Here is an 18,488-nt window from a genome sequence, read left to right as displayed (position 1 = left end):
CGAAGGACAGCCGCAAATGAAGTTCACCGACGGCTACTGGATGCTGCGCAAAGGCATCCGCGCCGCCTACCCGGTCGAGGTCCTCGACGTGACCGGCACCGACGCCGGCACGCTCGAGATCCACGCCCCCACCCAGCCCATCCGGCACCGCGGCGACCTGCTCAAGGGCCCGGTCATGACGGTCCGGTGCCACTCGCCGATGCCCGACGTGATCGGAGTGACGCTGACCCACTTCGACGGCGAAGTGGACCGCGGCCCGCACTTCGGCTTCGCCGCGGGCGAGGGGCCCGCGCAGGTGTCGTACGACGAGGAGCACGCGCAGCTCACCGCGGGCAGCCTCGTGGTGCGGGTGGCGCGCGGCGGGCCGTGGCAGCTCGACTTCCGCACCACGGACGGGCGGCCGCTGACGTCGTCGGGGCCGAAGGCCATGGGCATCATGCAGACCGACGGCGGCGAGCACTACATGCGCGAGCAGCTGGAGCTCACCGTCGGCACCAGCGTGTACGGGCTCGGCGAGCGGTTCGGGCCGCTGGTCAAGAACGGCCAGGTGGTGGACATCTGGAACGCCGACGGTGGCACGGCCACCGAGCAGGCGTACAAGAACGTGCCGTTCTACCTGACCGACGCGGGCTACGGCGTCTTCGTCGATCATCCGGGCCGGGTGTCGTTCGAGGCCGGCTCGGAGGCGGTCTCGCGGGTGCAGTTCAGCGTCGAGGACCAGGAGCTGACGTACTACGTCATCCACGGGCCGACGCCGAAGGAGATCCTGCGCAAGTACACCGCGCTCACCGGGCGGCCAGCACTGCCGCCCGCGTGGTCGTTCGGGCTGTGGCTGTCGACATCGTTCACCACCTCCTACGACGAGGAGACGGTGACGTCCTTCATCGACGGGATGGCCGAGCGCGATCTGCCGCTGTCCGTCTTCCACTTCGACTGCTTCTGGATGCGCGAGTTCAACTGGTGCGACTTCACCTGGGATCCGCGGGTCTTCCCCGATCCGGCGGGCATGCTCGCCCGGCTGAAGGACAAGGGCCTGCGCATCTGCGTGTGGATCAACCCGTACATCGCGCAGCGCTCCCCGCTCTTCGCCGAGGGCCGCGCGCGCGGCTATCTGCTGCGAAAGCCCGACGGCGGGGTGTGGCAGTGGGACCTGTGGCAGCCGGGCATGGCGCTGGTGGACTTCACCAACCCCGAGGCGCGGGCCTGGTACGCGGGCAAGCTCGAGGCGCTGCTGGAGATGGGCGTCGACTGCTTCAAGACCGACTTCGGCGAGCGGGTGCCCACGGACGTGGCGTACCACGACGGCTCGGACCCGGAGCGGATGCACAACTACTACACGTACCTCTACAACCGGACCGTCTTCGACGTCCTGAAGAAGCAGCGCGGCGAGGGTGAGGCCGTGGTCTTCGCCCGCTCGGCGACCACCGGCAGCCAGCAGTTCCCCGTGCACTGGGGCGGCGACTGCGAGGCCACGTACGAGTCGATGGCCGAGTCGCTGCGCGGCGGGCTCTCGCTCGGCATGTCCGGGTTCGGCTACTGGAGCCACGACATCGGCGGCTTCGAGGGCACCCCGTCGCCCGCGCTGTTCAAGCGCTGGATCGCCTTCGGGCTGCTGTCCTCGCACTCCCGGCTGCACGGCTCGTCCTCGTACCGGGTGCCGTGGCTCTTCGACGAGGAGGCCGTGGACGTGCTGCGGCGCTTCACCAAGCTGAAGCTGCGGCTGATGCCGTACCTCGACGCGGTCTCCCGCCAGGCGCACGCCGAGGGCGTGCCGATGATGCGGTCGATGGTGCTGGAGTTCCCGGACGACCCGGCGTGCACGCACCTGGAGCGGCAGTACATGCTCGGCCCGGATCTGCTGGTGGCGCCGGTGTTCTCGGACGACGGCGAGGTCTCGTATTACGTCCCCGAGGGCACCTGGACGCACCTGCTGGCCGGCCACCAGGTGGGGGGTCCGCGCTGGGTGAAGGAGCGGCACGGCTTCGACAGCGCGCCGGTGCTCGTCCGGCAGGGCGCGGTGCTGCCCATCGGGGCCGTGGACGACCGGCCGGACTACGACTACGCGGACGGCGTCACGCTGCGCGCATACGAGCCGGCTGACGGCGACCGGGTGGAACTGACCGTGGGCGGCGTCGCCTTCACCGTCGCGTGCGAGGGCGCGACGGTACGGGCCACGGCCGGCGACGCGAGCCGCCCGTGGGCGCTGGAGCCGGCCGGCGGCACGACGGTGCGCGCGGAAGCAGGAACGTCCCACGTCGAAGCGATTCGATCAGACCGCAAGGAGACGCGTCAATGAAGCGTAGAACGGTCCTGTCCCTGCCCGTGGCCGCGATGCTGACGGCCGCCATGGCGAGACCCGCGGCCGCCGCCCCGACTGCCAGGCGGCGGGCGGCGGAATTACTCGGCAAGCTCACCCTTGACGAGAAGATCTCGCTGCTGCACCAGTGGCAGCCGGCGATACCGCGGCTCGGCATGAAGGCCTTCCGCACCGGCACCGAGGCCCTGCACGGCCTCGCCTGGCTGGGCAAGGCCACCGTCTTCCCGCAGGCGATCGGCCTCGCCTCCACCTGGAACCCGGCCCTGATCGAACAGGTCGGCTCCGCCGTCGGCGACGAGGTCCGCGGCCTGCAGCAGGAGCGGCCGAAGGGCTGGGGCCTGAACGTGTGGTCGCCGACCGTGCAGCTGCTGCGCGACCCGCGCTGGGGCCGTAACGAAGAGGGCTACTCCGAGGACCCGCACCTGACCGGCGTCATGTCGACCGCGTACGCGAAGGGCCTCAGCGGCGGCGACCCCGACCACCTCAAGACGGCCCCGCTGGTGAAGCACTACCTGGCCAACAACAACGAGGTCAGGCGCGACCGGACGTCCTCGGACATCCGGCCGCGGGTGTACAAGGAGTACGAGGAACCGGCGTACAAGGCGGCCATCTCCGCCGACGTCGCGTGCGGCGTGATGACCGCGTACAACCTGGTCAACGGCCGCCCCTGCACGGTCACCGACCTGAACAACTCGGTGCGCACCTGGACCGACCGGGCGCTGCTGAACGTCACCGACGCCTGGGCGCCCAACAATCTGCCGGCCACCGGCTCGCAGAAGTACTTCGACACCCTGGCCGAGGCGGACGCCGCGATCCTCAAGGCGGGCCTCGACAGCTTCACCACGGACGACACGGACCCGTCGAAGACCATCGCCGCGATCAATGAGGCGCTGGAGAAGGGCCTGTTGGAGGAGTCCGACATCGACACGGCCGTCGGGCACGTCCTGGACATCCGCGACCGGCTCGGCGACTTCGACGAGGACGGCGGCCCGTACGGACACATCGACAAGTCCGTCATCGACAGCCCGGCGCACCGCAAGCTCGCCCGCCGCGCCGCCACCGAGGCGATCGTGCTGCTGAAGAACGCCGGCGGCGCGCTGCCGCTGAACGCAGCGGCGCTGCGGAAGGTGGCCGTCGTCGGGCCGCTGGCCGACACCCTCTACGCCGACTGGTACTCCGGTGAGCTGCCGTACAAGGTGACCCCGAAGGAGGGCATCGCCGAGCGGCTCGGCGCGGGTGCGACCGTCACCGCGTACGAAGGCGTCGACCGGATCGCGCTGAAGAACGCCGCCACCGGCGCGTACATCACGGCGGGCGGTGCGGAGACGGCGCTGAAGGAGCGTGCGGGTGAGCCCGGGGAGGCGCAGCACTTCGACGTCTTCGGCTGGGGCCAGGGCGTGGTCACGCTGCGGGCCGCCGCCAACGGCAAGGTCGTCGGCATGCGCGACCCGGACGGCAGCGGGCCCGAGGGGAATCAGTTCTTCAACGACCAGGACCAGCCCAATGGCTGGTTCGTCTCCCAGCTGTTCAAGCTCGAGGCGCAGGACGACGACACCGTCCTGCTGAAGTACTCGGGCTACGAGGACTGGTTCGGCGACAGCGTCTATCTGCGGGCGCGGGAGGACGGCACGCTCGTCCTCGGCCCCGCCGCCGACGCCGGCCGCTACACCCGCGAGGTCGTCAAGGACGGCACCGAGGAGGCGGTCGCCGCGGCCCGGGCCGCGGACACGGCGATCGTCGTGGTCGGCTCGATGCCGTTCATCAACTCCCGCGAGACCGACGACCGCGAGGTCATGGGCCTGGCGGAGACCCAGGCGGCGCTGGTCAAGGCGGTGCTGGCGGCCAATCCGAAGACCGTGGTGGTCGTGGAGAACAACTACCCGACCACCCTGAACTGGGAACAGGAGCACGCCCCGGCCCTGCTCTGGACCACCCACGCGGGCCAGGAGACCGGCAATGCGCTGGCGGACGTCCTCTTCGGCGATGCGAACCCGTCCGGCCGGCTCACCCAGACCTGGTACCGCTCCGAGGACGACCTGCCGTCGATCCTCGAGTACGACAACATCAAGCACGACCGCACCTACCAGTACTTCACCGGCGAGGTGCTCTACCCGTTCGGGCACGGGCTGTCCTACACCACCTTCCGCTACGGCCGCCCGCGGGCGGTGCGCGACGGCGTCGAGGTCGCGGTCACCAACACCGGGCGCCGGGCCGGCGCCGAGGTCGTGCAGCTCTACACCCGGCAGCGGGAGTCGCGGGTCAAGCAGCCGCGGAAGAAGCTGCAGGCGTTCCGGAAGGTGACGCTGAAGCCCGGCCAGACGCGCACCGTGACCCTGCCGCTGTCGCGCGACGACCTGGCGCACTGGGACGTCACCCGCTCCCGGTGGGTGGTGGAGCGCAGCACGTACGAGCTCATGGTCGGCCCCTCGTCCGGGGACATCCGCGGCCGCACCACGCTGGACGTACGCGGCGAGACCGTCCCGCCGCGCGATCTGTCGCGCGTGACCCGGGCGGAGAACTTCGACGACTACGACGGCGTGCGGCTGGTCGACGAGGCCAAGCCCCGCGGCACGGCGGTCGGGGCGGAAGCCGCCGGGGCGTGGCTGCTGTTCGACGACGCCGACCTGGGTGGGGGCGCGAAGCGCCTGACGGCGCAGGTCGCCAAGGAGTCGTCGGGGGAGGGGACGCTCGAGGTCCGCCTGGGCGCGCCGGACGGCAAGTCGGTCGGCCGGGCGACGGTGGCGAGCACCGGCTCGCGCTACCAGTACGCGGAGGTGACGGCCGCGCTCTCGGGTGGGACCGGCCGCCAGGCCGTATACCTCGTCCTTTCCGAAGGGCTGCGCCTCTCCACCTTTTCACTGCGCTGACCTACGGTGGCGGCGGAGGGAGCACACCGCCCCCAGCGAAGGGACCCGGTCATGACCGCTCCGCTCGCCTATCGCGGCGTCCGCGCCGCCTCCGCCGTCACCTCGCGCCTGCCGGTCCGCAGCCGGCCGCTGGCGTTACCGCCGCCCGGCTCCGGCCTCAAGCCGGTGCCGGGCGACCACGGGCCGCCGCTCGTCGGCCACACCTTCAGCCTGCAGGTCGACTCGCTGCGCTTCAGCCGGCGGCGGTACGAGCGCTACGGCCCGGTCGCGTGGTCGGGGGTGCTCGGCACCCGGATGGTCGGCGTCGTCGGCCCGGAGGCGATCCAGACCGTGGCCGCCAACCGCGACCGCGCCTTCGGCAACGCCGGCTTCTACGGCTATCTGATCGGCGCGTTCTTCCACCGCGGGCTGCTCCTGCTGGACTTCGCCGAGCATCTGCACCACCGGCGGATCATGCAGCACGCCTTCACGCTGCCCCGCCTGGACGGCTATCTGGCGGCGATGAACCCGCGCATCGAGCAGGGCCTGGAGCGCTGGCGGCCCGGCGACCGCTTCCCGGTCTACGCCGCCGCCAAGGCGATGACCCTCGACATCGCGAACGCGGTGTTCGCCGGCGAGTCAGCGTCGCCACGGTCCGCCGAGGCCAAGCGCCTCACCAAGGCCTTCGTGGACGCGGTGCACGGCGGGCAGGCGATCGTGCGGGCCGACGTGCCGGGTGGCGTGTGGGCGCGCGGGCTGCGCGGGCGGCGGTACCTGGAGACGTATTTCCGGAGCCGCCTGGCGGACAAGCGCGACAGCAAGACCGACGACCTGTTCAGCGTGCTGTGCCGGGCCGAGAGCGAGACCGGGGACGCCTTCGGCGACGACGACATCGTCAACCACATGATCTTCGCGATGATGGCGGCGCACGACACCAGCACGATCACCCTCGCGATGATGGCGTACTACCTGGGCCGCAATCCGGAGTGGCAGGAGCGGGTCAGGGCCGAGTCCGAGGCCCTGGGCAAGGACGCGCTCGACTATGACGACCTCTTGCGGCTGCCGCTGCTCGACCTGGTCTTCAAGGAGACGCTGCGCATCAACGCGCCGGTCGGCGGCCTCTTCCGCGAGGCGGTCAAGGACACGGAGATCCTCGGCTATTACATCCCCAAGGGCACCCGGGTGCTGGCGAGCATCTATCAGACGCAGCGCATGGAGCCGTGGTGGCGGGACCCGGACGTCTTCGATCCGGAGCGCTTCGCCGAGGAGCGCCGCGAGGACAAGTCCCACCGGTATGTGTGGTCGGCCTTCGGGGGCGGGGCGCACAAGTGCATCGGGCTGTACTTCGGCGGCATGGAGGTCAAGGCGATCATGCACCGGATGCTGCTCCGCTATCGCTGGCGCGTCCCTGGCGGGTACGAGCCGCCGCTGTCGTACGGGACCGGGCCGATGCCGGTCGACGGGCTGCCACTTGAGCTGCGGCGGCTGGAGTCGGCCTGATCAGACCGTGTAACCGCCGTCCACCGCCAGATGCTGGCCGGTGATGAATCCGGCCAGGTCCGAGGCCAGGAAGGCGGTCGCCTCGGCGATGTCCTGGGCGGAGCCGAAGCGGCGCAGCGGGATGTTGCGGCGGGTCACCGCCAGTGCGGCGTCGTCGAGTTCGCCGTCCGCGACCAGGCGGGCGGCCATGCCGTCGGTGAGCATGCCGGGGCCGACACAGTTGACGCGAACGCCGTAGCGGCCCTCCTCGGCGGCGAGCGCCCGCGCCACGGCCTCGACCGCGCCCTTGGCGCCGGAGGAGAGACCGTCGCGTACGGGATAGCGCTGGGTGGCGGCCGTGGTCACCGCGACGACGCTGCCTTCGCTCTCCCGGAGGGGGGTGAGGGCGGGGTGGACGAGGTTGTAGAAGGCCACGGCGTCGGCTTGCAGCTGCTCCCGGTAGCGGGACGGCGGCACGGCGCTGAGGTGCCGCATCGGCACGTGCGGCCCCGCCGCGTAGACGAGGGTGTGCAGCCCACCGTCGCCCGCCGCCTCCCGGATCGCGCGGGCGGCCGCCTCCTCGTCACCGAGATCGGCCCGCAACGCCCGGGCCCCGCACTCCCGTTCCAGCTCGCGTGCGGCCTCGGCGCTGCTGCGATACGTGAAAGCCACCTGGCTGCCGTACCGGGCGAGCGTGCGCACCACCGCCGCCCCGATCGCACCCGTACCACCGGCGACCAGCGCCACACCTTTGCGTCCGGAAAAGTCCACGCGCCCTCTATAGCCGCAACCGCCGCAGACTTGAAGAGATCTACGTGCCGAGCGTCCGGTCCAGCTCGCCGACCGACGTCAGCTTCGTCGGGAGTGGCACCAGGAGTACGTCCCAGCTCACGGCCTCCCGCCCTCCGCCAGGTAGGCGAGGACCAGGTCGCCGAGCATCGTGCGGTAGTGGTCGCGGCGGTCCGGGGCGGTCAGGTCGCGGCCGAAGATGGTGTGGAAGGTGTGGCGGTTGGCTACGCGGAAGAAGCAGAAGGAGCTGATCATCGCGTGCAGGTCGACGGCGTCGACGTCGGCCGTGAAGACGCCCTGGGTGCGGCCCTCGTCGAGGATCCGGCCGATGACCTCGATCGCGGGGGAGTTGAGCGAGCTCAGCGACTCGGAGGCGGCGATGTGCGCGGCCTCGTGGATGTTCTCGATGCTGACGAGGCGGATGAAGTCCGGGTGCGCCTCGTGGTGGTCGAAGGTGAGCTCGGCGAGCCGCCGGATCGCGGAGACCGGATCCAGGTGCTCGACGTCGAGCTCCTGCTCCTGCCGCCGGATGACCGCGTACGCACGCTCCAGCACCGCCGTGAAGAGCTGCTCCTTGCTGCCGAAGTAGTAGTAGAGCATCCGCTTCGTGGTGCGCGTGCGATCGGCTATCTCGTCGACGCGCGCGCCCGCGTAGCCCTGGCGGGCGAAGACCTCCGTCGCCACGTCCAGGATCTCCGCCTGGGTCCTGGCCGCATCCCGCGTGCGCTTGGCTGACCCGGTCGGCGGGTGGACGGCGGCTGCCATGCGGCTCCTTGAAAGGGGACGGTTCGGCGCCGTCAGTCTAGCTCCGGCACTCAGCGGGTGACGTTGGAGTGCTGCGCGGCCAGCCGGACCGTCGCGTTGTGGGCGCCGTAACCGCGGTAGCCGCCCGTGCGCTGGACGATCTCGAAGAAGAAGCGGCCGACAGTGGCGGTGTAGAAGTGCCGGAACTCGCCGTATTCATCCCGGTCGTAGAGGATGCCGAGCTCGCGCAGCGTCGCCAGCTCCGCCGGGGCCGGCTCGTGGCGGGCGTCCAGGTCGTCGTAGTAGTTGGCGGGGACCGGCAGCAGAGCCGCGCCCCGTTCCCGTAGCCGACGGGCGGCCGCCACCGCGTCGTCGGTGGCGAGCGCGATGTGCTGCAGCGGGACGCCTGGGTCGCCGGGGCCGGGGGCGACGCTGAGCGCGATCCGCAGCGAGCCGTCGGCGTTGGCCATCGCGCGGCTGCGGAAGAGGCCATACGGGTCGGCGATGTCCAGGCTCTCGTCCGCGTGCAGCCCCAGCACGCTCCGGTAGAAGAGGGACGCCTCGTCGAAGTGGTGCCACGGCTGGGTGAGCGCGATGTGGTCGATACGGGAGATGCCCACCGGCTCGGCCGGCTCGTGCGGCACCGGCTCGAAGTCGTCGGTCCAGGTGGCGTGGCCCGGCCACCGGGTGCGGCAGAAGAACAGCTCGGTTCCGTCCGGCGCGGCCACCGCGTCGAGCGGCGCCTCGCCCGCGGTGCGGCGGCGCGGCAGTACGGGCGCGAGCAGCGCCTCGGCGCGCCGTACCGAAGCGGTGGGGTCGGCGGTCTCCAGGCCGATGGCGGCCAGGGCGGGGCCTTCGCGGCCGGCGCCGGAGGAGGGAACGGAATGGCCCGCGGACGGCGCGGTGTTGAGCAGCACCCGGGCCTCGCCCTGCTCCCACAGCTCCACCGGCTTCGCCGAGTGCCGGCCGGTCCTGGAGAAGCCGAGCGCGGCGAGCATGCCGTGCAGCGGCTCCGTATCCGCGACGGCCAGCTCGGCGAAGGCGACGCCGGCGGGGACGACCGGCGCGGGCAGCGGGGCGAGGCCCGTCGAGTCCTCCAGGGCGCGCAGCGAGCGCATCGCGTCGACGGCCGTACGGGAGGCGTCGGCCTGCCGGAAGACGTCGTTGAAGACCTCGAGGGACAGCGGCCCGGCGTAGCCGGCGTGCACGGCGAGTGACGCCAGGCCCGCGACGTCGAAGCCGCCCTGGCCGGGGAAACAGCGGTAGTGGCGGCTCCACTGCAGCACGTCCATCGCGATCCGGGGCGCGTCGGCCAGCTGCAGGAAGAAGATCTTCTCGCCGGGGATCTCCTCGATCCCCTTGGGGTCGCTGTCCCGGGAGAGGATGTGGAAGCTGTCCAGGCAGGTGCCGAGCGCGGGATGGTCCGCCAGCTCCACGATCCGCCAGGCGTGGTCGTACGTGCTGACGTGCCGCCCCCAGGCCAGGGCCTCGTACGCGATCCGGATGCCGTGCCGCCGCGCCCGCTCGGCGAGGGCGTGCAGGTGCTCGGCGGCGAGGGCGTCGTCGTCGATCGCGGCGGGGGAGACGCTGGAGCAGACCAGGAGCAGATCCGCGCCGAGCCGCTCCATGACGGCGAACTTGCGCTCCGCGCGCCGGAGATTGCGGTCCAGTACGTCGTCGCTCGGGTCGGCCTCGAAGTCGCGGAAGGGCTGGTACAGGTCGATGGTCAGGCCGAGGTCCGCGGCGCGCCTGCGGACCTCCTCGGGGTTGAGCGGGCTGGCGATCAGATCGTTCTCGAAGATCTCCACGCCGTCGAAGCCGGCGCCGGCGGCCGCGGTGAGCTTCTCCGACAGCGAGCCGCTGAGCGACACGGTGGCGATGGATTTACGCATGGCTGGTTCTCCTCACAGGGACGTGGCGCGGGCGAGGTCGGCGAGCATCAGCTCGGTGTGCGGTTCCAGGCCGGTGAAGAGCCGGAAGGCGTCGGCGGCCTGGAAGGCGGCCATGCCGCCGCCGTCGAGCGTGCGGCAGCCGCGCAGCCGGGCCTGGCGCAGCAGCTCGGTCTCCAGCGGCCGGTAGACGACCTCGGCCACCCACAGGTCCGCGCGCAGCAGTTCGGCGGGCAGCGGGAGGCCGGGGTGGGCGGCCATGCCGGTGGGGGTGGCGTGGACGAGGCCGTCGGCGCGGGCGACCTCGTCGGCCGCACCGGCCGCGGGGATGACGGCGCGGCCGGGGCCGAAGCGGCCGCAGAGCGCCTTGGTCAGCTGCTCGGCCCGGCCCCGGTCGGTGTCGATCACGGCCAGCCGGTCCACGCCGATGGTCAGCAGCGCGTGCGCCACCGCCGCCCCGGCGCCGCCCGCGCCCAGCTGGACCACGCGCCGGGTCGGCGCCTCGGGCAGGCCCAGGGCGAAGGAGCGGGCGAAGCCGGTGACGTCGGTGTTGTGCCCGATGGCCCGGCCGTCGCGGAAGACGACGGTGTTCACCGCGCCGAGCTCGGCGGCCTCGGGGGTCAGCTCGTCGAGGTGCTCGATCACCAGCTGCTTGCACGGGTGGGTGATGTTCAGGCCGTCGAAGCCGAGCGCGCCCGCGGCCCGTACCAACTCGCCGACCGCCTCCGGCGCGAAGCCGAGCGCGTCGATGTCGATGGTGCGGTAGAGCAGGCGGACGCCGTGCCGGTCGGCCTCGCGCTCGTGCAGCGCGGGGCTGAGGGAGGGGCCGATGCCGGCGCCGATCAGGCCGGCGAGGTACGAGGCCCCGGTGATACGCGTCATCGGGCGGTCTCCGTCAGGTCGCGGCCGAGCGGGCCGCGGGTGTCGGGGCGGGCGTGGTGTCGGGCCGCTCGCCGAGCTGCGCGGTGGGCACCTTGTGGGTCTCGCGGCCGGTCGCGATGGCGATGGAGCTGAGGACGCAGAAGGCGGCCGTGAAGACCGCGACACCGATCCAGTTCTGCCCGGACTTGCCGTCGATCTCCGCCGCGAAGGTGACGGCGAAGCCGGCGATGGCGAAGCCGATCTGGGTGCCGATGGCCATGCCGGACAGGCGGACGCGGGTGCTGAACATCTCGCCGTAGAGCGACGGCCAGATGCCGTTCGCCGCGCTGTAGACGACGCCGAAGAAGAGGATGCCGGTGGTGAACACCAGGGCGTAGCTGCCGGTGGAGATCGCCCACAGATAGACGAAGATCATCACGCCGCAGCCCAGGGTGCCGAAGAGGAACACCGGCTTTCTGCCGATCCGGTCCGACAGCGTGGCCCACAGCGGGATGGCCAGCAGCGCCACGGCGTTGGCGAGGCCGTTCACCCACAGCATGGCCGTCTTGTCGAGGCCGACGCCGTCGCTGGTGGCGTACGACAGGGCCCACACCGAGAAGATGGTGCTGACCGTGGCGATGGTCGCCGCCGCGATCACCCGCAGCACGTCCGCCCAGTGGTGGACCAGCAGGTCGATCAGGGGCAGCTTGGCCACCTCGTCGTTCGCGGCGGCCCGCTCGAAGACGGGGGTCTCCTCGAGCTTGCGCCGGATGACGTAACCGACGACCGCCACGACGAAGCTGAGCAGGAACGGGATCCGCCAGCCCCACGTGTACAGCTGGTGGTCGGGCAGCGCGGCGACCGGGATGAACACGACGGTGGCCAGGATCTGCCCGGCCTGGGTGCCGTTGAGGGTGAAGCTCGTGTAGTAGCCGCGGCGGTCCTCGGGGGCGTGCTCCAGCGTCATGGAATTCGCGCTCGCCTGCTCGCCGGCTGCCGAGAGGCCCTGCAGCACGCGCATCAGGACCAGCAGCACGGGGGCGGCGGTGCCGACCTGCGCGTACGTCGGCAGGCAGCCGATGAGGAAGGTCGAGACGCCCATCAGGACCAGGGTCGCCACCATGATCCGGCGGCGGCCCAGCCGGTCGCCGAAATGCCCGAGGAACAGGGCGCCGACGGGGCGGGCGGCGTAGGCGACGCCGAAGGTCGCCATGGAGGTGAGCGTCGCGGTGGCCGGGTCGTCGGGGTTGAAGAAGACCTTGGGGAAGACCAGCGCGGCGGCGCTGCCGTAGATGAAGAAGTCGTAGTACTCCAGGGCGCTGCCGATCCAGGCGGCGATGGCGGCCTTCTTCGGTTTGCCCTGGGGGATGGCGGGTTGGGACACGGCTGCTCCTCTGGGAACGAGGGAGGAGGTGCGTCCAGTGAACTCACTGGATAGTTAATTACTGACCCGAGATGCTGGAGCGGGTCAGGGCCGCTGTCAAGGTGGGCGGACGAACAATCTGCGGATGCCAACTGCGCAACGGCGGGCAGGCGTTGGGGGCCGCATTGGCACCGGTCTACCAGGAACCGCGATGCCCGGCCCGGGGGCATTGACCTTCGCGCCGTTCGATGAGTTACTGCTCGGTACGTTTTCGACGGGGAGGTCTTTGTGCTGGCGCACGAGCGTTTCGGAAGCGGCGAGCCTCTGGTCCTGCTGCACGGGGTCGGGCACCGCCGGCAGGCCTGGGAGCCGGTCGTCGCGCGGCTGGCCGAGCACCGCGAGGTGATCGTCGTGGACCTGCCGGGCCACGGCGAGTCGGGCCGGCTGCGGACCGGCGGCCGGCCGGCCGCGGACGCGGTGCGCGCGCAGGTCGTCGAGTTCCTCGCCGAACAAGGGCTGGACCGCCCGCACTTCGCGGGCAACTCCCTCGGCGGCCTGATCGCCCTGGAGATCGCCGCGGCGGGTGGCGCGCGCAGCGTCACCGCGCTGTCCCCGGCCGGCTTCTGGTCCTCCCGCTTCGACGCCTCCTACACCATCGGCCTCTTCGGGACGATGCTCGCCGGCGCCACGCTGGTCGCCCCGATCGCCCCGCGGATGGTGAAGTCGGCGTTCGGCCGCTGGGTCCTGCTCAGCTGGATAGCCGCCAAGCCGTCGCGGCTGAGCCCGGAGCGGGCCCTGGGCGACTTCCGCGACTTCCGCCGCTCGGCCGGCATCGTGTTCCGCTACGCCCGGGGCGGCGCCCCGTTCGACGAGGAGATGCCGGAGGGCGTGCCGGTCACCGTCGCCTGGGCGGGCCGCGATGTCGTCCTGCCGCGCTACCAGCGTCGGCGCGCCCGCAGGGTGCTGCCCGCCGCCGACCATCATCTGCTGCCGGGCTGCGGGCACGTGCCGATGTCCGACGACCCGGAGCGGGTCGCCGATCTGATCCTCCAGGGCAGCGCACCGGTCGTGCCGGGCCGGCACCTGCGCGCGAGCTAGGCGGTGGGACTTACCCCGGGCGCAGGTCCGTGACCGGCAGGTCGTGCTCGGCGCGCAGGCGCGCGGTCACCAGCGAGCGGTGGCAGGCCTCAGGATCGCGCTCGACGCAGAGGAGAGCGGTGGGGGAGTCCCCGGGAAGCTCCGTCACGAGAGCGCCGAGGTCGAACGGGTCGAGGATTTCCCGGGTGTAGCGCTCGGCATACTCGTCGGCGAGTGCGCTGCGGTTGCGCTTGCCCACGCCCTGGCGGTCGTCCTCGCGGTACTGGAGCCGGCGCAGCTCGGTCGTAGGCGCCAGCTCCTTTACGTGCCGATAGCCGAAGTCCGCCGCGGCGAGCGCGCGCTGGAGCCGCAGCGAGTTCGCCCAGGCGTATTCGGGGCCCCGGACGCCGCGGCGCTGACGGAGGTCGAGCAGTAGTCCCACGCCCTCGCCGGCGAGCTTCTCGAGGAAGGCGCCGGCGGTGAAGCCGTAGACGCCGATCGTCACGATGCGCCTCTTGTCGGTCATGCGGGTCATGTGGGTCATGCGGGTCAGCCTCGCAAGGCATATACGACACGGGGTGTCACGTATTCCTGAGAAACTTACATGCAGGCTTGCATGCTTGTTTGTTGCGGCCGTACCGTGTGCGCATGCCCGTAACGAGCGGTGGCGGTACGGAAGTTGCGCCCGTTGGTCGGCGCACCCAGCAGGAGCGGCGGTCGCGGACGCAGACACTGCTGCTCGATGCCACCGTGGAGTGCCTCGCCGAGGTGGGGTGGTCGGGGACCTCGACCACCGAGGTGGCGCGGCGGGCCGGCGTCTCGCGGGGGGCGCAGCAGCATCACTACCCCACGAAGATGGAGCTGGTCGACGCGGCCGTCGAGCATCTGCTCGAGCGGCAGCGGCAGGCCTACGAGGCGGCCTTCGCGGAGCTGCCGCCCGAGCGGCACAACATCGAGGGCGCGCTCGACCTGCTCTGGGACGTCTTCCGCTCGCCCCCGGCCCGGGCGCTGCTCGAGCTGGCAGTGGCGTCCCGTACCGACGCGGAGCTGCGCGCGCTCTGCAGCGACCTCAATGACCGGGTCCTGCAGCTCATCCTGGACACCTTCGAGCAGCTCTTCCCGCGTACCCACCTGCCCGACGACTCCATACCGACGGCGCTGCGCACCGTGTACGCGGTGTACGTGGGGCTGTCGGTCCAGAACGCGCTCGACGACGACGTCAGCGGCCATCAGCGCGCGGTGCACGACCAGTTCAAGTCGCTGGCCAGGCTGCTCATCCCCGACCCCGATGCCGATGCGAGGGACACCCGACATGAAGCAGGCCCCCAAGGAACTGGCCCAGGAGATTCGCACTGAGGTCAAGGACAAGCGGTCCTATCTCAGCGTCATCGAGCGCCTGAACAAGGCGTCGGTGGACAAGCACTGGGAGGCGTACGCGGACATCGCCTGGGACGATCCCGAGCTGCAGATCGACCGCAACGACCCGCGCTGGATCCTCCCGGACATCGACAAGCTGGGCCGCACCGAGTGGTATCGCTCGCAGCCGGCGGAGATCCAGGCGCAGATCGGGCTGTGGCGGGTGGCCACGGCGATGAAGATCGGCCTGCAGTTCGAGAATCTGCTGAAGCGAGGGCTGCTCAACTACGCGTACCGGCTGCCGAACGGGCGCCCTGAATTCCGGTACGTCTACCACGAGACGACCGAGGAATGTCATCACGGGATGATGTTCCAGGAGTTCGTGAACCGGACGAAGATGCCGATCCGCGGCATGCCGCGCTCGCTGCGGCTGATCGCCGAGGTGACGCCGCTGATCCCGCTGATCAACACCGAGCTGTTCTTCGTCTTCGTGCTCGGCGGTGAGGACCCGATCGATTACGTCCAGCGCAAGTCCCTCAAGGAGGGGCACATCAAGCACCCGCTGGAAGAGACGATCATGCGCATCCACATCGCGGAGGAGGCCCGGCACATCTCCTTCGCCCGGCATTATCTGAAGCACCGGGTGCCGGGCATGGCTCCCTTCCGCCGCCGCTACCTCGGCCTCGTCACCCCGGTCATCCTCGGCGTCATGGCACGGATCATGCTCTCCCCGCCCGGCACGATGGTCCGCCGCTTCCGCATCCCACCGGAGGTCATCCGCGAGGTCTACGCCTCCCAGGAGGCCCAGGACGAAATCCGCAACTCGGTCGGCAAGGTCCGCGACCTGATGGCGGAACTGGGCCTGATCACCCGGGCCAACAAGCGCCTCTGGAAGGCCTTCGGCATCTGGTCCGAGCCCCGCGCCCGACGCGGAGGGAGCGCGGCGAAGGCCGCCTAGTCCGGGACGCCGAGATCGGCCCAGCCATGCCCCAGCCGCCAGTGGCCGCCTGAGCGCAGCTGGGCGACGATCGCTCGTTGCAGGGTGCTGTGCTGCGGTAGGCGGGTGAGGTCTGCCGTGCCGGGCGGTGTGCCGAAGACGAATTCCAGGATGTCGTCGTCGCACACCGGGCGGTCGCCGAACAGGTGGAAGCGGTGCTGGAAGCGGAGGATGTTCGCGTCCGTGGGCAGGTGGGCGGCTAGTTGGGTGTCCAGTAGCCAGGAGTGGCAGGTCGCGTGCGGGTACGGGGTGGCCGGGAAGTGGTGGGCGTAGAAGTCGCGGGCGGTGGTGAAGGATGTGTCGCAGTGGGCCGGGGGCAGCGGGCCGTCGGCGGGGATGTGTACGTCGAGGACGGGGGCGCCGTCTTCCGGGCCGCCGGACTCCTCCGCCTTGCCGCCGCAGGCCGTCGCGTCGAGTGTGGTGCGTTCGAACTGCAGCCGGCCCAGCCGGTGCAGCGTGCCGCGGAAGTGGCGGACCAGCCATGTCTGGCGGTCGAGGCCTCCGGTGCCGTGGGCACGGCGGTGCGTGACCAGTTTCGCGCCCAGGTCGGTGAGGGTCGCCCGCGTCACGTCCGCCGGGATGCCGTAGCGGTGCTGCCATTCCAGGGTGAGCGGCAGCGCCAGCACGTAGAGGTGGACGTAGAAGTAGCGGCCTGCCGCGCCGAGGGACGACGGGGCGTTCGGCCAGTTGACCCGGGCGTCCGTGAAGAGCGCGCGGTGGCAGTGCAGCAGGGCCTGCCACAGGGTGGGCGTTCGTATCGGGTCGGGGAGGGTCGTCAGGACGGCCGTCCGGTCGGCTTCCGGTACGGCGAGCAGCCGCAGGCGGTCCCAGACCTCGGCGGAGGTCGGCAGAGAAGGGTCGGGGGTGCCGGTCGTCGCCGGCTGAGTGCCGAGGACGTCCAGCCAGCGCTCCAAGGTCGGGTCCCGCGTCATCCGCGCGCCGCCTTCAGCAGCTCGTGTCGCACGTGATCCATGCGCGCCAGGCTGTCGTCCAGGCCGCCGGGGCGGGAGCGCAGCAGCCAGCACGCGCGTTGCTCGGCGAGCAGCGGCTCGAGCTCGCGGAGCAGGCGCCGCGCCGTCCCCGCCTCGATGGCATCCGCCCCGCCGTCCGCCTCCGCGCGGGCTCGCAGCAGCTCCACCGCGAAGTGCGACAGTGCGATGGCATGGGTGAGTTCACGTCGTACGACATCGCCGTCGCCCGCCGCCGGATCGGCGGCGCCGAGGTCGCGGCGGCACTGGTCCAGGGTGCGCGCGACATCGTCGAGCGCCTGCCGCGTCGGATACGCCGGCAGCGGCGGCCCGACGTGCGGGAACAACACCCGGGCGATCGGGGAGGCATTCAGCAGCGGCACGCCGAAGGAGCGGGCCACCCGCCCCAGGCGATCCAGCACGGCGCCCGTGCGGCCGGTCGCGTCCAGCAGCACGTGCTCGTTGAGCACCCCCGCGATATCGAGGCCGCGATTGGTCTCCAGACACCAGCTCACCGCACCGCCGCAGACCGCCGGGCCGAAGGCCACCGACGGCGGGTCCCACATGCCGTGGTCGCCCCACGAGGTGAGCAGATAGCCCGCCGCCGCGGTTTCCAGGCCCACCTCCGCGGCGTCGGTCATGTTCTCCACCGCGTTGTCGAGCCGGCCGAGGATCGAGTTCCAGTTGCCGGTGCCCGGCGCCACCCAGAACGGCACGCCCGCCTCGCGCAGCAGCTTCGCCCGGCCGCGGAAACCGTCCCGCAGCCGCTCGATATCGGCACCCAGATCTCGCCAGGCCCGCAGCTCGCCGCCGTCCGCGGCAAGGACCTCCGCCACGCTCCCCGGCGCGTCGTACTGCCAGACCACCGGCACCGCACCGGCCGGCACCCGGTCCATCAGCTCGGGGTGGTCGCCGAAGACGTCGGCCCAGAACTCGACGGTGTAGCCCTCCTCCAGCCACGGCCGCATCACCGAGGTCACGTAGGAGAGATAGACCTCGCCGAGGCCGCCGTCCCGCTCCACCTCCTGCCGCGACCGTCCGGTGCCCAGCTCGAAGGGCTCGTCCGCGCCGATATTGATGCGCTTGCTACGGACATGGCCGGTCATCTCCTCCAGCAGCCCGGTCGCGAAGGCGGCATTCTCCGCGGTCGGGGCCAGCGTGCTCGGCGGGTGGTGCCGTCCGCCGCGCTCGAAGCCGTCCGGATTCTCGGCGCGATGGGCGTACGGCTCGCAGGCCAGAAAGCGCTCCATGTGGCCGAAGGTGTTCTGGTTGGCCACCAGCTCGATGCCGAGCGCCGCGCAGCGGGCGTCCAGCCACCGCAGGTCCTCGGCGGTGAGCGGGGAGGCGTCCTGCCAGACCTGCCGGTGGTCGCGGTACGCGAAGACATGCTCGCAGTACAGCTCCAGCTGGTTGAAGCGGGCCAGGGCGAGGATGCCGAGCCAGCGCTCCAGGGTGCGGCGGGTCGGCACCCGGTCCCGGCTGATGTCGAGGTGGAAGCCGCGGACCGGGAAGTCGGGGTGGTCGGCGATGTCGTAGCCGACCTCGGCGAAGTCGGAGGCGGCGCGCAGCTGGTCGAGGGTCTGGAGGGCGTAGCGGAGGCCGGCCGCGTCGCGGTGGGCGATGGTGATGCCGTCGGGCGCGGTGCGCAGCCGGTAGCCCTGGGCGGGCAGCGCGGCGTCGGCGGTCGCGGTGACGGGCGCGTCGGGGGCGGCGCCGCCGGAGGTGGTGGTGAGCGAGCGGGGCCTCGGGAAGGGGGTTACGGGCACGTGGCTGCTCCGGTGATCGGATACGCGGGGCGGGCG

General features: G+C 71.4%; 14 protein-coding genes. 6 read left to right on the top strand and 8 right to left on the bottom strand.

The annotated features are described in order from the left end of the window. Positions 1 to 16 precede the first annotated feature (16 nt). The 3 genes from yicI to G5C51_RS01510 are packed head-to-tail and all read left to right on the top strand — an operon-like array spanning position 17 to position 6,663. The gene (gene yicI, locus G5C51_RS01520; protein WP_165230195.1) at positions 17 to 2,296 is read left to right on the top strand and encodes an alpha-xylosidase; all 2,280 of its coding nucleotides are present in this window, start codon (positions 17 to 19) and stop codon (positions 2,294 to 2,296) included. After that, positions 2,293 to 5,184 (top strand): glycoside hydrolase family 3 protein, encoded by a 2,892-nt coding sequence (locus G5C51_RS01515; protein WP_165230192.1) that lies wholly within the window; start codon positions 2,293 to 2,295, stop codon positions 5,182 to 5,184. The genes yicI and G5C51_RS01515 overlap by 4 nt, the downstream gene beginning before the upstream one ends. Positions 5,185 to 5,235: 51 nt before the next feature. Beyond that, positions 5,236 to 6,663 (top strand): cytochrome P450, encoded by a 1,428-nt coding sequence (locus G5C51_RS01510; protein WP_165230189.1) that lies wholly within the window; start codon positions 5,236 to 5,238, stop codon positions 6,661 to 6,663. Here G5C51_RS01510 and G5C51_RS01505 read toward each other — a convergent pair whose 3' ends face one another. From G5C51_RS01505 to G5C51_RS01485, 5 genes are all read right to left on the bottom strand, one after another. Then, positions 6,664 to 7,413 (bottom strand): SDR family oxidoreductase, encoded by a 750-nt coding sequence (locus tag G5C51_RS01505; protein ID WP_165230186.1) that lies wholly within the window; start codon positions 7,411 to 7,413, stop codon positions 6,664 to 6,666. It lies immediately after the preceding gene. A 117-nt stretch (positions 7,414 to 7,530) separates the two neighbouring features. Further along, complete coding sequence (locus G5C51_RS01500; protein WP_165230184.1) at positions 7,531 to 8,196, bottom strand: TetR/AcrR family transcriptional regulator; 666 nt, start codon at positions 8,194 to 8,196, stop codon at positions 7,531 to 7,533. Positions 8,197 to 8,246: 50 nt separating this feature from the next. Then, complete coding sequence (locus G5C51_RS01495; RefSeq protein ID WP_165230181.1) at positions 8,247 to 10,067, bottom strand: bifunctional sugar phosphate isomerase/epimerase/4-hydroxyphenylpyruvate dioxygenase family protein; 1,821 nt, start codon at positions 10,065 to 10,067, stop codon at positions 8,247 to 8,249. Positions 10,068 to 10,079: 12 nt separating this feature from the next. Then, positions 10,080 to 10,946, bottom strand: a complete 867-nt coding sequence (locus tag G5C51_RS01490; RefSeq protein WP_165230178.1) for a shikimate dehydrogenase — start codon at positions 10,944 to 10,946, stop codon at positions 10,080 to 10,082. Between the two features lie 13 nt (positions 10,947 to 10,959). Further along, positions 10,960 to 12,309, bottom strand: a complete 1,350-nt coding sequence (locus G5C51_RS01485) for an MFS transporter (protein WP_165230175.1) — start codon at positions 12,307 to 12,309, stop codon at positions 10,960 to 10,962. A gap of 267 nt (positions 12,310 to 12,576) precedes the next feature. Here G5C51_RS01485 and G5C51_RS01480 point away from each other — a divergent pair, with 267 nt between their 5' ends. Continuing rightward, the gene (locus G5C51_RS01480; RefSeq protein ID WP_165230172.1) at positions 12,577 to 13,386 is read left to right on the top strand and encodes an alpha/beta fold hydrolase; all 810 of its coding nucleotides are present in this window, start codon (positions 12,577 to 12,579) and stop codon (positions 13,384 to 13,386) included. 10 nt (positions 13,387 to 13,396) lie between these two features. Here the strand turns inward: G5C51_RS01480 and G5C51_RS01475 are convergent, their stop codons facing one another. Beyond that, positions 13,397 to 13,909 (bottom strand): DUF488 domain-containing protein, encoded by a 513-nt coding sequence (locus tag G5C51_RS01475; RefSeq protein ID WP_240929309.1) that lies wholly within the window; start codon positions 13,907 to 13,909, stop codon positions 13,397 to 13,399. Between the two features lie 104 nt (positions 13,910 to 14,013). On the opposite strand from G5C51_RS01475, the gene G5C51_RS01470 reads away from it, so the two are divergent. Continuing rightward, positions 14,014 to 14,721, top strand: a complete 708-nt coding sequence (locus G5C51_RS01470) for a TetR/AcrR family transcriptional regulator (RefSeq protein WP_165230169.1) — start codon at positions 14,014 to 14,016, stop codon at positions 14,719 to 14,721. Beyond that, a complete protein-coding gene (locus G5C51_RS01465; protein ID WP_165230166.1) occupies positions 14,678 to 15,679 on the top strand; it encodes an AurF N-oxygenase family protein in 1,002 nt (333 codons plus the stop codon). Before G5C51_RS01470 ends, G5C51_RS01465 begins: the two co-directional genes overlap by 44 nt. On the opposite strand, the gene G5C51_RS01460 is transcribed toward G5C51_RS01465, so the two are convergent. Further along, complete coding sequence (locus G5C51_RS01460) at positions 15,676 to 16,650, bottom strand: acyltransferase domain-containing protein (protein ID WP_165230163.1); 975 nt, start codon at positions 16,648 to 16,650, stop codon at positions 15,676 to 15,678. The genes G5C51_RS01465 and G5C51_RS01460 overlap by 4 nt on opposite strands. Next, positions 16,647 to 18,488: glycoside hydrolase family 20 zincin-like fold domain-containing protein (locus G5C51_RS01455; protein WP_206313299.1), on the bottom strand; the 1,842-nt coding region annotated here is incomplete at its 5' end. The genes G5C51_RS01460 and G5C51_RS01455, both read right to left, overlap by 4 nt.

This window comes from Streptomyces coryli, assembly GCF_011044975.1.
GTDB lineage: Bacteria > Actinomycetota > Actinomycetes > Streptomycetales > Streptomycetaceae > Streptomyces > Streptomyces coryli.
This window is presented reverse-complemented; position numbering and strand designations above follow the sequence as displayed.